Source organism: Rhodoplanes sp. SY1, assembly GCF_046000175.1.
In the GTDB taxonomy this organism is placed as follows: domain Bacteria; phylum Pseudomonadota; class Alphaproteobacteria; order Rhizobiales; family Xanthobacteraceae; genus Rhodoplanes.
The window spans coordinates 1-14,428 of the sequence record NZ_JBEOMB010000147.1; the positions used below are offsets into that span (position 1 = coordinate 1).

At 71.0% G+C, this 14,428-nt stretch carries 12 protein-coding genes; 4 read left to right on the forward strand and 8 right to left on the reverse strand.

Features of this window, described 5'->3' with window-relative positions; translation table 11 throughout:
* Both ABTU92_RS26140 and ABTU92_RS26145 read left to right on the forward strand, forming a co-directional pair.
* The coding region (locus tag ABTU92_RS26140) for a DUF2336 domain-containing protein (protein WP_408094532.1) at positions 1 to 1,097 on the forward strand (1,097 nt) is incomplete at its 5' end.
* Between the two features lie 177 nt (positions 1,098 to 1,274).
* Complete coding sequence (locus tag ABTU92_RS26145; RefSeq protein WP_408094533.1) at positions 1,275 to 1,742, forward strand: nucleoside deaminase; 468 nt, start codon at positions 1,275 to 1,277, stop codon at positions 1,740 to 1,742.
* 25 nt (positions 1,743 to 1,767) lie between these two features.
* On the opposite strand, the gene ABTU92_RS26150 is transcribed toward ABTU92_RS26145, so the two are convergent.
* The 7 genes from ABTU92_RS26150 to ABTU92_RS26180 form a co-directional block, all read right to left on the reverse strand.
* Entirely contained in the window at positions 1,768 to 2,901 is a 1,134-nt protein-coding gene (locus tag ABTU92_RS26150) for a patatin-like phospholipase family protein (protein WP_408094534.1), read from the reverse strand.
* A gap of 54 nt (positions 2,902 to 2,955) precedes the next feature.
* On the reverse strand, positions 2,956 to 4,194 hold the full coding sequence (locus ABTU92_RS26155) for a ComEC/Rec2 family competence protein (RefSeq protein ID WP_408094535.1): 1,239 nt from the start codon (positions 4,192 to 4,194) through the stop codon (positions 2,956 to 2,958).
* 18 nt (positions 4,195 to 4,212) lie between these two features.
* The gene (locus tag ABTU92_RS26160) at positions 4,213 to 6,405 is read right to left on the reverse strand and encodes a S8 family peptidase (protein WP_408094536.1); all 2,193 of its coding nucleotides are present in this window, start codon (positions 6,403 to 6,405) and stop codon (positions 4,213 to 4,215) included.
* A gap of 169 nt (positions 6,406 to 6,574) precedes the next feature.
* On the reverse strand, positions 6,575 to 7,708 hold the full coding sequence (locus ABTU92_RS26165; protein WP_408094537.1) for an ABC transporter permease: 1,134 nt from the start codon (positions 7,706 to 7,708) through the stop codon (positions 6,575 to 6,577).
* A gap of 244 nt (positions 7,709 to 7,952) precedes the next feature.
* Complete coding sequence (locus ABTU92_RS26170; RefSeq protein ID WP_408094538.1) at positions 7,953 to 8,939, reverse strand: ABC transporter ATP-binding protein; 987 nt, start codon at positions 8,937 to 8,939, stop codon at positions 7,953 to 7,955.
* Entirely contained in the window at positions 8,936 to 9,739 is an 804-nt protein-coding gene (locus ABTU92_RS26175) for an HlyD family secretion protein (RefSeq protein ID WP_408094539.1), read from the reverse strand. Before ABTU92_RS26175 ends, ABTU92_RS26170 begins: the two co-directional genes overlap by 4 nt.
* Positions 9,736 to 10,311, reverse strand: a complete 576-nt coding sequence (locus ABTU92_RS26180; RefSeq protein ID WP_408094540.1) for a TetR/AcrR family transcriptional regulator — start codon at positions 10,309 to 10,311, stop codon at positions 9,736 to 9,738. The genes ABTU92_RS26175 and ABTU92_RS26180 overlap by 4 nt, the downstream gene beginning before the upstream one ends.
* Positions 10,312 to 10,663: 352 nt before the next feature.
* Between ABTU92_RS26180 and ABTU92_RS26185 the strand changes: the two genes are divergently transcribed.
* A complete protein-coding gene (locus ABTU92_RS26185) occupies positions 10,664 to 11,518 on the forward strand; it encodes a DUF1206 domain-containing protein (RefSeq protein WP_408094541.1) in 855 nt (284 codons plus the stop codon).
* Between the two features lie 28 nt (positions 11,519 to 11,546).
* On the opposite strand, the gene ABTU92_RS26190 is transcribed toward ABTU92_RS26185, so the two are convergent.
* Entirely contained in the window at positions 11,547 to 13,709 is a 2,163-nt protein-coding gene (locus ABTU92_RS26190) for a heavy metal translocating P-type ATPase (protein ID WP_408094542.1), read from the reverse strand.
* 63 nt (positions 13,710 to 13,772) lie between these two features.
* Between ABTU92_RS26190 and ABTU92_RS26195 the strand changes: the two genes are divergently transcribed.
* Complete coding sequence (locus ABTU92_RS26195) at positions 13,773 to 14,213, forward strand: MerR family transcriptional regulator (RefSeq protein ID WP_408094543.1); 441 nt, start codon at positions 13,773 to 13,775, stop codon at positions 14,211 to 14,213.
* Positions 14,214 to 14,428: the final 215 nt, after the last annotated feature.

Consider the following 14,428-nt stretch of genomic DNA (forward strand, 5'->3'; position numbering starts at 1 on the left):
TCGCCTTCACGGACGGGACGCTCGACGAGAGCGCGCTGCCGGACCCGCAGGCGCTGCGCAGCGCCGAGCGCGGCGACGACGTGCTCCGCGTCGCCGAGCTCTTCCTGCGCGGCGTTCATACCTATACGGAGCAGCAGCTCGAGCTGTTCGACACCGTGATGCACCATCTGCTCGACAACACCACCGACAGCGCGATGGCGCAGCTCTCCGTGCGCATCGCGCCGGTGCAGCGCGCCCCCGTCAAGGTGATCCACCGGCTCGCCGAGGACGACGACATCACCGTCTCCGGCCCGGTGCTGGAGCGCTCGCCGATCCTCGCGGAGGATTTTCTGGTGCGCATCGCTCGCGCCAAGAGCCAGGCGCATCTCTTCGCGCTCGCCGGCCGCATCATGGTGCCCGAGAAGGTGACCGACGTGCTGGTCGAGCGCGGCGACACGGCCGTCACGCATCGCGTCGCCGCCAACGACGGCGCCCTGATCTCGCGCGGCGGCTTCCAGCGGCTCGCCGGCCGCGCCCGTCAGGACGAGGAGCTCGCCAAGCACATCGTCCATCGCCGCGAGCTGCCGGCCGACATGTTCGCGGCGCTGGTGCGGCTGGTCGCCGAGCCGGTGCGCCAGCAGCTCCTGCGCGATCCCGATCCCGACGTGCGGCGCCGTATGGCGCAATGCATGCTGCCCGCGGCCGCCGAAGAGGAGGCGCCGAGCCGGACGCCGGCCCGCACCCGCCCGACCGAGGCCGATCGCGACGAGAGCACGGCCAAGCTGCGCAGCCAGCTCGTCGCCGCGGCCCGCGACAGCCGGCTCGAGGAGACGGTCGATACGTTGGCCCGGCTCACCAAGGTGCCGGCCGAGGCGATCCGAAATCTGGTGCGGCTCGGCTTCGAGGACGGCGCACTGGTGCTGTGCAAGGCGGCCGGGCTCGGCTGGCCGGACGCCAAGAGCGTCTTCACGGTGCTGATGACCCGCAACGCGCGCGTCGACTACAAGGCGGCGTTCGATCGCTACATCACGTTCTCGGGCGACGTGACGGACCGCGCGGTGCGCTACCTCAAGGCCCGCAAGTCGCCCTCCACGACGGAATTCCGCCGCATGCTGTGACGGATCCGGAGGTTTCGCACGGTCGCCCCGTGCGAATGCCTTCCGGTCGAGCGCGCGCCCGCGAGGGCGCGCGCTCTTTTTTATCTCGAGGCATCGGTTCGTTCGGGTGGACCCGCGCGCTTGCCGGTCCGGTCGGCCGCCCTATGATCTTCCGGGTTTGGACGTCGGGAGGGGCTTATGGACGAGCTCGGCTTCATGCGGCGCGCCATCGCGCTCGCGGAGGCGTCGGTCGCGAGCGGCGGCGGGCCGTTCGGCGCCGTCCTGGTGAAGGACGGCGTCATCGTCGGGGAGGGCGCCAACCGTGTCGTGCCGGACGGCGACCCGACCGCCCATGCCGAGGTGGTGGCGATCCGCGACGCCTGCCGGCGGCTCGGCACCCATGTGCTCGACGGCGCGATCGTCTACACGAGCTGCGAGCCGTGCCCGATGTGCCTCTCGGCCCTGTGGTGGGCGCGCGTGACCGAGATCGTCTACGGCAACGACCGCCACGCCGCCGCGGCGATCGGCTTCGACGACCAGGCGCTCTACGACGAGGTCGCGCGCCCCGTGGAGCAGCGCGTGCTGCCGCTCCGCCGCCTCGCCGCCGACGAGGCGGCCGAGACGTTCCGCTGCTGGGAGACGAAGACCGACAAGGTGCGGTACTGAGCCGGCGTTCTTGCTGAGCTGTTCCTCACGGCTCCGGGGGCGTGCGGTCGGGCACGTCGTCCGGCCCGCCGTCGTTCGGACCGAAATACTTGCGCAGGCGCGCCGCCGCGTGAGCGTAGCCGGCCTTCAGCATCAGCGCCTGGTCGGCCTTGGAGAAGCGCGTCAGCCGGGTCGGGACCTGCTGGGCCGCCTCGTACTCTGCCGGGCTCAACAGCGGCGGACGAGCTGACGGATCGTTCAGGCCGGAGGTGAGGCCCCACATGGCGCCCTTCCGCGCGCCGATCTCGTAGGCGTGGAAGAGGATGCGCTCGCGCAGATCCTCGGCCTGGTCCATGGCGATGTCGAGGACCCGCAGCGACTGCTGCAGCCAGTTCTGCTTCGGGTCGGCCTCGAAGCCGAACGGCTTGCCGGCGTTGCTGAGCAGCACGGTGCGGCAGCGCTTCCACACCGTCTCGGTGCCCATGTTGTCGTAGACGCCGCCGTCGGTCAGCACGGCGCGCCGGGTGAAGGGGGGCGTCCCGCACGGCCCCGCGCTGCCCGGGCGGACCGTGCCGCCCGACAGGTCGACCTCGGCCGGCGACAGAACCGGCGGGAACGCCGCCGAGGCCGCCACGACGGCGGCGAGCGTCACGTCGACGCCGTCGAGCATGCCGACCTGATAGTCGGCGACGAAATCTCGCCGGAACCGCATCGTCACGCCGGTCATCAGGCTGGTGGCGTTGAACACGAAGCGGGGGCGATCGACCAGGTCGGCGAGCTTGGTGTCGCCGGTGAGATTCCGCCGATAGCTGCGCGCCGCCGCGTCGGCCGCGGAGGAGAACGGCAGCACGCCGGCGAAGGCCGATCCGACGTCGATGGAGTCGTTCGCCTGCGCCAGGATCGGTGCGAGGAACGTCTCCCGGAGATTGGTGACGACCTCGCCCGCCGCGTCGTACCGGAACTTCGGATAGGCGATCGCCAGGGCCGCCGCCGTCATCGAGCCGCCCGACACGCTCGACACCCGGTCGAGCTTCGGCAGCAGCTTCAGCTCGTTCATCCTGAAGATCGCGCCGGCATGGAACAGCATCGCCCGGTAGCCGCCGCCCGACATGCAGAATCCGACGATGTTCTCGAGCTTGTCGCCGTCGATCGGGGTCGCACGCTTCGGCTTGTCCGGCATGGCCGCACTCTTTCCTGGCTCGGGGTTTCGGCAGGTAGGTTCGAGACGTCGTCGTCAGCTCTTCGGCGCGAGCGGAACCACCAACGAGTGCTGATCCGGCTCGCGGAACGCGAACGTGACGTTCTTCTCGACGTCGGGGTCCTCTCGCAGGACCACGATCGCCTCGGCGAGCGTCCCGACCGTCTTTCCCTTCAACGTCGGCATCTCGCCCTTGCGGTTCGCAGCGTAGACCATGTCGCGGTTGGTGAACGCCATGGTGAAGCGGCGCCCCGTCTTGGCTTGCGCCGCATACATCTCCAGCACCGGGGTGTCGGGGTTCTGGTCCTTGCCGTTGGCGGAGAAGATGTAGGTGTCGGCCGGCACGCGCTCGACGAAGGCGCGCTGATTGTTGCCGATCGCGCCATGATGCGGGACCTTCATGACGTCGACGGGAAAGACGCCGCCGTCCGCGACGAGCCCGGCGCTCTCCAGCCCCTCCAGCACGTGGTCGCCGCGCTGGTCGCCGGTGAGCAGGACCCGCGTGCCGAAAGCCTCGATCAGCATGACGATGGACGACAGGTTGGCGACCGATGTGTCCGCCCTGAAGCGGACCGTGTCGAGCCCGGCCGTCAGGGCCTCGCCGGCCGCGACGGCGCCCTTCTCTTGCACCCAGTCGAGCCATTTCTCGCGAAGCTCGGTCAAGGCCTTCTTGCCGGGTGCCAGGATCGTCACCTTGGCCGGTCCGAACCCCTTCGGCTGCTGGCCGGCGGCGACGAGCAGCCCCGGCGCGCCGTTGTTGATGGAGGCGCCGGTGATGCTCAGCACGTAGTCCGTCAGGTTCTCGCCGTTGCGCACGCCGGCGGCGATCGCCTCGGCGGCCGCGCCCATGGTCGCCGCGGCGATGTCGACGGCGTCGCCGAGCAGCACAGAGAACGAGTTGAACCACAGCCGTCGCGCCTCGACGTCCTTGCCGCCGGGCGCGCAGGTGGTGGCGCCGGCGAGGCAGCCGTACAGACGCTCGATCCCGCCGATATGGTCGTCGTCGATGTGGGTGCAGACGACGAGGTCGAGCACCAGGGTCGGTTGGCCGCGGTGGATGTCCATGCTCTTCGGCTTCTTGTCGCGCTCGGCCTTGATCTCCATCAGGCGCGGCACGACGCGGTCGGCGTAGGGGCGGAACACCTCGCCGTTCTCGGTCCGGGCCGAGGGCGGCCCGCCGTCGATCAGCAGAATTCGCTCGTAGCCGGCGCTGCCGGGATAGCGGACCAGGATCGCGTCGCCGTGACCCGCGTCGATCGCCTCGACGATCAGCATCGCCGTCCTCCGTCGTGATCAGACCGATTGCAGGGCGCGCAACGCGTCGACGAGCCCGGCGCCCTGGAAGCAGCGCTCGCGCCCGAGATCGGTCGCGGTCGCCATCAGGATCTGCTTGATGCGGCGCGGCTGGCCGACCAGCTCGCGGTGGCGCGCCATCAGCAGCGCGCAGACGCCGGAGACGTGCGGGGCGGCCATCGAGGTGCCGTCCTTGACCAGCATCTTGCCGCCCGGAATGGTCGAGTTGATCTTCTCGCCGGGCGCCACCACGTCGGGCTTCATGCGCCCGTCGCCGGTCGGGCCGCGGCTGGAGAAGTAGCTGACCCCGTAGGTGTGCGGATCGCTGCGATGGGTCGATCCCACCGTGATCACGTCCTCGGCGTTGCCCGGATCCGTGATGCTGGTGCCGCGATAGCCGATACCCAGCGAGCCTTCGCCGCGCCGGCCCTCGAAGCCCGCATTGCCGGCAGCCGCGACCACGACGGTTCCGTTGGCGACCAGCCGGTTGCAGGCGTCGCAGATCGGCGTGCGGCCGCAGGCGTGTGACTCGACGAGATGCCGAAGCGACAGCGACAGGTTGACGCCGTGCACGGCGGGACGCTGCGGATCGCGGTTGATCCAGGAGATGTAGTCGAGCGCGGCCAGGATCGTGAACTCGTCGCCGCCGTGGGTGGCGCGCAACGCGGCCGTGTCGACGATCGCGCCGACGTCCGGGGGCGCGCCGAACACCCGGAGATCGAAGAGGCGGATGTCGGGGCAGACGCCGGCGAAGGGCTCGTCGCCGATGTCGGGCGTGCCGTGCGGCAGATCGCCGGCGAGGATGCCGGCGACGTGAGTCCCGTGCGGGTCGTCCGGCACCGGGGCGGCCATCGGGTCGAACCGGATCAAGAGCTCGACCAGCGCCCAGTCGAGGTCGCGGCCGTTGACGTTGCGCCGGCGGATCGAGTCGATGGTCGCCAGGAGGCGGGTCCGTTTCTCGGCCGGGTCGAGGTCGGCGCCGTCGCCGGCGAGATGCCAGGGAATCTGGGCGACGAGCGCGTCGATCTCGAACTCCTCGGCGAGCAGGCTGCGCAGCCGGGTGAAGTCGAGCGTGGCGACGACCCGGGTCGACGGGGTGTCGTCCGGAGACGAGGCCGGCGTTCGGAACGCCCCGTGCGTCGCGTCGATCCCGGTGTCGACCACGGCCCAGGCGATTTCGGACGCCGAGATCGAGAACAGCTCGATCGCCGCGTCGGCCTTCACGGTGAGGCTGGACGGGCGGCTGATGACAGGCCGCGGTCCGGCGGGATGCAGGAGTCCGTCCTGTGGCCGGGCCGGCTTGCGTGCTCGCGATGTCGCTCCCGTCGTCCCGGCGCCTCGCCGGGGCGTCACGGCTTCGGGCTCGGCGGCACGGTCGAGCTGGACGGTCCAGATGCGGACCTCGGTTCCCACCGACGCGGCGCGTCCGGCGCCGTCTCCGGTCGGCTGCGTCTTGCAGACGGTCGCGGCGGCGATGCCGCGATAATGGTCCCACAGGCTCGCGATGTCGCGCAGCTCCGCCGACCGGTCACCGGGCGACGGCGCGAGCTTGTCGATCAGCGTCCGGATGGTGGCACTCGTCGGATCGGCCGCGGTCCCGAGCAGGTCGACGAGCGCCACCAGGGCGGCGAAGCGGAAGAACTCGGTGTCCTTGAGCTGCTCCAGCGCGCTTCGGATCGTGGCGCCCCGCCGGGCACGCTCCGCGAGCAGCGCCGCGAGCTTCGCCGGGTCGCGGTAGTCGGGCTCCACCTCCGCCCACCACTCGGTGAGCGGCACGACGTGCTCGAGCATCTCCGCGAAGGTGACGTCGAGAACCACGTTGCGGCCCGTGGCGGCGATCCGGAAAGCCCGCAGGCGTTCCTCCGAAGGGATCTCCAGGACGGTCTTCGTCTTCGCATCGTCGGGGCGCTCGGCGTTGCGCTTGCGGCCGAGAATGCGGGTGCGGATGCACTCGGCCAGGAGCCCGGCGCCGCCCGCCGGCTTGCCCTCTCGGCTCGGCGTCTCCTTCGGGGTGAGGATCAGCGAGACGCGGGTCTCCAAGCGAGTCTCGAACCCGCGTTCGCCGGGCTCCTTGTGGACGTTCTGAAGAAACTCTTCCCACACGTCCGGGCGAATGGGGGTGTCGTGGACGTAGCGCCGGACGCCGAACGTCTCGAACACCAGACGGCGCAGCGTCTTCTCGTCGAACGCCATGGCGACTCCGTTGCCCCGCGAAGAGGCTCGCGGCAGCCGACAGCCGACAAAGAGGGAAGGACAACCAGGGCTTGCTCAACTATGGCTTGCAGGCCGAGGGCCGTCAAGCCGGCCCGGCGGCGGGTCCGGCGCCGTCCAGCCGGATTGACGGGAACGTGATCAGCCCGAGTCAATCCAGCGTCCGCCGGAACCGCGTCACTGCGATGATCATCGCGATCAGCATCAGCACGACGAGCGACAGCGTGTCGTAGCGCAGGTCCGCGAGCGTCGAGCCCTTCAGCATGATCGAGCGGACGATGCGCAGATAATGCGTCAGCGGCAGCGTCTCGCCGACATACTGGGCCCATTGCGGCATGCCGGCGAACGGGAACAGGAAGCCGGACAGCAAGAGGTTCGGCAGGAAGTACATCATCGCCATCTGCATGGCCTGGAGCTGGTTCTGGGCGAGCGTCGAGAACGTGTAGCCGACCGACAAGTTGGTGGCGATGAACAGCGTCGTCAGCGCGGCGAGCAGCGCGAGATCGCCGAAGATCGGCACGGCGAACAGCAGCGTGCCGGCGCCGACGATCAGCGAGCCCTGCAGGAAGCCGATCACCACATAGGGCGCGATCTTGCCGAGCATGATCTCGACCGGCGAGATCGGCATGGCGAGCAGCGTCTCCATGGTGCCGCGCTCGGTCTCGCGCGTCACCGCGAGCGCCGTGAAGATCAGCATGGTGAGGGTCAGGATGGTGCCGAGCAGGCCCGGCACGATGTTGAGCTGGCTCACCGCGGCCGGGTTGTAGCGGGCGTGGGCGCGGACCTCGAACGGCGGCGGGGTGAACTCCGGGATGGACCGGTCCCAGCGCAGCGCCGTCGTGGTGACGCTCGACAGCGCCGCGAGCGCCGCGCCGGAGCCGACCGGGTCGGTGGCATCGGCCGCGACCAGGATCGCGGGGCGGTCGCCGCGCCGCAGATCGCGCTCGAAGTTCGCCGGGATTTCTATTCCGAACAGCACCGTTCCGGATTGGAGCAGGCGATCGAACTCCTCTTCGTCGCGCGCCTCCTTCACGATGGTGAAGTACTTGGTGTTCTCCAGCGCGCGAAGAATCGAGCGGCCGACGTCGCTACTCTCCTGCAGCAGCACGGCGGTCGGCAAATGGCGTGGCTGCGTGTTGATGGCGTAGCCGAACAGCAGGAGCTGCATCAGCGGGATGGTGATCATGGTGGCGAGCGACACCCGGTCGCGCCGCAGCTGCAACACCTCCTTCAGGAGCACGGCGCCGACCCGCCGCAGGAACATCACGGTGCCGGTGTGGATCATGACCGGCTCCGGATGCTCTGATCGCGCCGCACCTCCCGACCAAGTCCGCCCTCATGGTGAGGAGCGCTCCGCAAGAGCGCGTCTCGAACCATGTGGCCGCGACGCCGGGGCCGTCCTCGCCCTTCGAGACGGCTGCTCCGCAGCCTCCTCAGGGTGAGGACGGAGGAGGGCGTGGACGGCCGGGACAAGCCCGTCCATGACGAGCGCAGCCGAACTGATGGACACGAGAAGGCCGTCGGGTGGATCACGCCCGGCCTCCCTGCTGCGCGCGGCCCATCAGGTCGATGAACACGTCCTCGAGCGACGGCTGGGCCTGCTCCCATGTCAGCGTCGGGTCGGCGCGCAGGTCGGCGATCGCGGCATTCACCTTCTCGTGGTCGGGGCCGGAGACGTGCAGGCTGGTGCCGAACGGCGCCACCATGGTGATGCCGTCGCGCCTCGACAGCGTCTCGGCGAGCGCGACCAAGTTCGGCCCGGAGACGGTCCAGGTGGTCAGATGCGAGGCGTCGATCACCTCGTCGACCGTGCCTTGCGCCAACAGATCCCCGTAGGCGATGTAGGCGATCTCGTGACACCGCTCGGCCTCGTCCATGTAGTGGGTCGAGACCAGCACGGTGAGTCCTTGCGCGGCGAGCGCATGGATCTCGTTCCAGAACTCGCGCCGCGCCTTCGGGTCGACGCCGGCGGTCGGCTCGTCCAGCAGCAGGAGCTTCGGGTCGGGCAGCGTGCAGGCGCCGAGCGCGAGGCGCTGCTTCCAGCCGCCGGACAGCGCGCCGGCGAGCTGCTCGGCGCGCCCTTCGAGGCCGAGCCGGGCGATGGCGTCGCGCGCCGCGCCGCGCGGGTCCGACAGGCCGTAGACGCGGGCGACGAACTCCAGGTTCTCGCGCACCGAGAGGTCCTGATAGAGGCTGAACCGCTGCGTCATGTAGCCGACGTGACGCTTGATCTCGGCCGCGGCCTTGCGGATGTCGTAACCGAGGCAGGTGCCGCGGCCGGAGTCGGGCGTCAGCAGGCCGCACAGCATCCGGATCGTCGTCGTCTTGCCCGAGCCGTTGGGACCGAGAAAGCCGTAGATCAGGCCGCGCCGCACCTGCATGGTGAGGTTGCGCACCACCACGGTGCTGCCGAACGATTTCGTCAGCCCCTCCACGTCGATGGCGATGGCGTGCGGATCGTCCGCCGGAGGTTGCGACGCGGGCGAAGCGGCCGGTACGGGGGCGGAGGCCGTCATCGCGCCGCCCCGGTGGTGACCGCCGCAGCGCCTCCGAGCGCGACGTCGACCGGCTGGCCGACCCGCACGGCCTCCGGCTTGTCGGGGATCGCCTCGATCAGGAAGACGAGCTTGTCGCGCTCCTGCAGGCTGTAGATGACGGGCGGCGTGAACTCGGCCGAGCGGGCGATGAAGCTCACCTTGGCCGTGATGTCGCCGGCGCAGCCGTCACAGCTCACCTTGACCGTGTCGCCATAGGCGAGGCGAGGCAGCGTCTCCTGCGGCACGTAGAAGCGGACCTTGAGATTGCCGGGCGGCAGGATGGCGAGCACCGGCTTGCCGGCCGATACCATCTCGCCGGGGCGGAAGTAGATCTGCTGCACCGTGCCGGTCACCGGGCTCACGAGAACCCGGCGATCCAGATGGGTTTTCGCCGTGACGAGCCGCGCCTTGGCGGTGCGCAGCGCCGCTTCGGCCTCGTCGTAATTGCGCTGGGTGCCGGACTGGGTCTTGAGCAGCGTCTGCGCACGCGAATAGGCAGCTTGCGCGTTCTCGAGCTGCGCCTCGTACATGTTCACCTCGGCGCGCTGCAGCGCGTCGTCGACCGTGAACAGCGGCGCCTTGGTCTCGACCTTGTCGCCCTCGCGCACCGAGAGCGTCTCGACGCGGCCGGCCTCGTCCGGGCCGACGAAGATCAGGTTCGCCTCGATCCAGCCCTGATAGGTCTTCGGTGCATCGTTGCAGCCGGCGAGCGCGGCGCTCAGCACGGCCACGAGCAGAAGACGCGCCACGGCGGCGATGCGGTTGCGAGGCCGGGTCATCGCGGCTCTCCCCGATCGAACAGGATGTCGAGATGGGCGCGCAGCATCGCTTCCGGGTCGATCGGCAGGAAGCGGTCGAACAGGCTCGACCAGATCACCGACATGAGGCCGGGAGCTACGACGAGCTGCGGAAACTCGACGAGCCGCGGATTCACCTCGCCGCGCGCGGCGGCCTCGACGAGCAGCGCCCGCACGGCGGCCAGCGCCGGCATCACGACGTTGCGGTAATGGAACTCGGCGAGGCGCGGAAACCGCGGGCCGTCCGAGAGCACCAGGCGCAACACACGCCGCCGCTCGGTGCCGAGCACCTCCTTGGCGAACACGGAGAGCAGATGCTCGAGAGCGGCGCGCGGCGGCAGCTCCTGGTTCGGCAGCGCCTTCAGGTCGGCGACCAGCGGACCCATCATGGTCGTGATCAGCTCCTGGAACAGCGCCTCCTTGTCCTCGAAGTAGAGGTAGATGGTGCCCTTGGCGACGCCGGCGCGCCTGGCCACGTCGTCGAGCCGCGCCGCCGCGAAGCCGCGCTCGCTGAACTCGTCGAGCGCCGCCGTCAGGATCGCGGCGCGCCGCATCGCGGTCTTCTCGGCCCGGACGCCGCGGGGCGGGGAGGGCTCTGCCAGGAGGGGGGCCGGCGGCGCGCCGGCTTCGACGGCCGGAGCGGCGGTGGCAGGGCGGATCTCGCGCTTTTCGGATCGGGGTGCGCCTGTCGGCTTTCGGCGCTTCGGCGTATCCATGATCAGCATCTCTGACTGACTGGTCAGTCATATTTATGCCTGCGCGCCTCGGGTTGCAACCCCAGGGCGGCTCGAAATGCGCGTCTTCGCAATCATACGGACGGGATCGAACCAGCCTTCGCGCCGGGCACGACCGGAACAGGTTTCGGCGGTTCCGGTTGACCATCCGCCACATCCCTGGAGGACGCCCATGCAGGCCAACACCGTCGAACGTCTGGCGCGTCTTGGCTACGCGGCGCGCGGTGTCGTCCATCTCCTGGTCGGCGGGCTCGCCGTGCTGGCGGCGCTCGGCCGCGGCGGCGCGACGACGGGCTCGAAGGGCGCGCTGCAGACGCTGCTCGAGCAGCCGCTCGGGACCGTGTGGCTCGGACTCGTCGCGGCGGGGCTCCTGTGCTTCGCGGCCTGGCGGGTGCTGCAGTCCGTGTTCGACGCCGATCGTCTCGGGCAGGACCGCAAGGCTTTGCTGAAGCGCAGTGCCTACGGACTCTCGGCGCTTCTGAACGGGGCGCTCGCGTTCGCGACGATCGGCTGGGCGTTCGGCTACGCGGCCGGCGGGGGCGACGGCGAGGCGTCGGCGCGGGACTGGACGGCCTCGGTGCTGTCGGTGCCGGCCGGGCAGTGGCTGCTCGGCATCGTCGGCCTCGGCGTCGCGGCCGGCGGACTGGTTTTCGCGGCCCGAGCCTGGAAGGGCGGCGTCACCGAGGGGCTCGCCTGCGACGGCGATGCGGCCCGCTGGGTCGAGCCGCTCGGCCGCGCCGGCTTCGCGGCCCGCGGCGTGGTGTTCGGGCTGATCGGCGCGTTCCTGGTGGTCGCCGCCGTTACGGCCAATGCCCGCGAGGCGCGCGGGCTCGCCGGTGCGCTGCGCACCCTCCAGGACCAGCCCTACGGCTGGATCCTGCTCGCCGCGACGGCGCTCGGACTGTTCGCCTTCGGGCTCTTCCAGTTCGCCGTGGCGCGCTACCGCCGCATCGACACGGGTGCGGCAGGCCACCTCACGAACCGGATCGAGCGCGGCGCCCGCCGCGTCGGATCCGTGGGGCGCTGATCGTCGGATCCACGTCTCACGCCGCTCGTCACATCCGCCAGGCCAGCAGCCGCATCGCGTTGGCCGTGACCAGCACGGTCGCGCCGGTGTCGGCCAGGATCGCCGGCCACAGGCCGGTGATGCCGGCGATCGTCGTGACGAGGAACACGGCCTTCAGGCCGAGCGCGACAAGAATGTTCTGACGGATGTTGGCCGTGGCGGCCCGCGACAGCGCGACAAGCCGGGCGACGTCCATGACGCGGCCGTGCAGCACGGCGGCGTCGGCGGTCTCCAGCGCCACGTCGGTGCCGCCGCCCATCGCGATGCCGACATCGGCGGCGGCGAGCGCCGGGGCGTCGTTGATGCCGTCGCCGATCTTGGCGACCGCGCCGCCGTTCGCCTGCAGTTCCCGCACGATGCGCTGCTTATCCTCGGGCATCAGCCCGCCGTGCACCGCGATGCCGAGATCGCCCGCGATCGCGGCGGCGGTGCGCGGATTGTCGCCGGTCAGCATCACGGGCGCGATGCCGGCGGCCTCCAAGGCGCGCAGTCCCGCTCGCGCGTCGGGACGCGGCTCGTCCCGCATGGCGATCAGGCCCGCCACGGTCGCGCCGGCGATCAGCACCGCGACAGTCTTGCCGTCCTGCTCGAATTTTTCCACCCTGCCGCTCAGCTCGACCGGCAACGTGACCCGCGCCGCCGCGGCCCGAGCAGAGCCCAGGAACAGCGTCTCGCCGCCCAGTCGTCCGGAGAGGCCTTCGCCGGGAAGCGCCGTCACGTCGGCAGCCGGCGGCACCGGCGCACCCTCGGCTTTTGCGCGCGACAGGATCGCCAAGGCCAGCGGATGATTGGAGCCGGTCTCCAGCGCCGCCGCCATGGAGAGCACCTGCCGCTCGCTGCGGCCGACCGCGAAGAGGTCGGTGACGCGCGGCTTGCCCTCGGTCAGCGTGCCGGTCTTGTCGAGGGCGGCGTGCTTGATCGTGCCGAGCGTCTCCAGCACGGCGCCGCCCTTGACCAGCAGCCCGTGGCGGGCGCCGGCCGACAGCGCCGCGGCGATCGCGGCCGGCGTCGATATGACGAGCGCGCAGGGGCAGCCGATCAGCAGGAGGGCGAGGCCCTTGTAGATCCACTCGCCCCACGCCGCGCCGAGCAGCAGCGGCGGTGCGACCGCGACGACGGCGGCGACCGCCACAACGGCGGGCGTGTACCAGCGGGCGAAGCGGTCGATCAGACGCTCGGTCGGCGCCTTGGCGTCCTGCGCCTCCTCGACCAGCCGCACCACCCGGGCGATGGTGTTGTCGGCGGCCGTCGCCGTCACCCGCACGCGCAGCACCGCGTCGGTCACGATGGCGCCTGCGAACACGGTGTCGCCGGGCGCTTTCTGTACCGGTACGCTCTCGCCCGTGACGGGCGACTCGTCGACCGCGGCGCGGCCGTCGACCACCACGCCATCGGCGGCGATGCGGTCGCCGGGCCGGACCAGGATGACGGCGCCGACCGCGAGCGTGTCGGCCGCCACCTCCCGGGTCTCGCCGTTCCGCTCGACCAGCGCGGTCTTGGGAACCAGGTTGGACAGGCTGCGGATGCTGGCGCGGGCACGGCCGGCCGCGACGCCCTCCAGGAGCTCGCCGACCAGGAACAGGAAGACCACCATGGCGGCCTCCTCGGTGGCGCCGATCAGGACGGCGCCGACGGCCGCGATGGTCATCAGCATCTCGATCGAGAACGGCGTGCCGGCTCGCGCCGCGGCGAACGCGCGCCGCGCGATCGGCACGAGCCCGATCGCGAGGGCCACCAGAAAGGCGCCGGTCTCGGTCGCGGGAACGAGCTGCCCGATCGCATAGGCGGCGGCGAGCGCCGCCCCGCAGGCGAGCGTCAGGAGGCCTTTTCGGGTCCGCCACCACGGCGCGTCGCCCTCCGCCGCGCCGTGCCCCTGATCATGTCCGTGGGCGTGATCGTGGCTACGCTCCGCTGCACCGGCCGGCGGCGCGTCGAGCGGGGCGAGGTCGTAGCCGAGCGCCGTCAGGCTCTGCCGCAGGGCCGGAAGCGCCGCGGCGCCGGGCGGATGCGTCACCGTCATGGTGCCGTTGGCCGCCGACACGGCGACGGCCGCCACGCCGGGCAGCCGGCTCACCGCGGTCTGCACCTTGGCGGCGCAGGATCCGCAATCCATTCCCGTCACGCGATACCGCGTCTCCACCACGTCCGACATCGAAGGCCCTTTCAAAGTCCGGCCTTCGTCCTACATCCTCTAGCGACTAGAGGAGCAAGCGCGATGAGTCAGGGACGCGAAACCGCCGAAGCGGTGCCGATCGGCGAGGCGGCGAAACGCAGCGGCGTGAAGGTGCCGACCATCCGCTACTACGAGCAGATCGGCCTTCTGGCGGCGCCGGCCCGCACCGAGGGCAACCGCCGGCTCTACACGGGCGCGGAGCTGCGCCGCCTCGCCTTCGTGCGCCACGCCCGCGAGCTCGGCTTCGACGTCGAGGCGATCCGCACGCTGCTGACCCTGCAGGACCGGCCGGAGCAGCCCTGCGGCGAGGCCGACGCCATCGCCAAGGCGCGGCTCACCGAGGTGCGGACCCGCATCGCCAAGCTGAAGGCGCTGGAGGACGAGCTCACCCGCATGATCGACGAATGCGCCTGCGGCCGCGTCGCGGACTGCCGCGTGATCGAGATCCTGGCCGAGCCGCACCGCCATGGCGCGCTGGCGTGAGGGGGACTGCCGCGCGGCCTAGCATCAAGGCTGCGTGCCCCGGACCAGGCGCGTCAGGCCGGAGGCCTGATGCGCCGCCGAGCCGGGGCCCAGGGCCGCACGACGGGCCGTACGGCGAGCGGTCCGCCACCGCCTCGTCAGCTCGCCCCTGGGTCCCGGTTCGCGGCGCGTCGCGCCGCGCCCGGGACACGCGGCCTCAGAGCCGATCCGAGAAG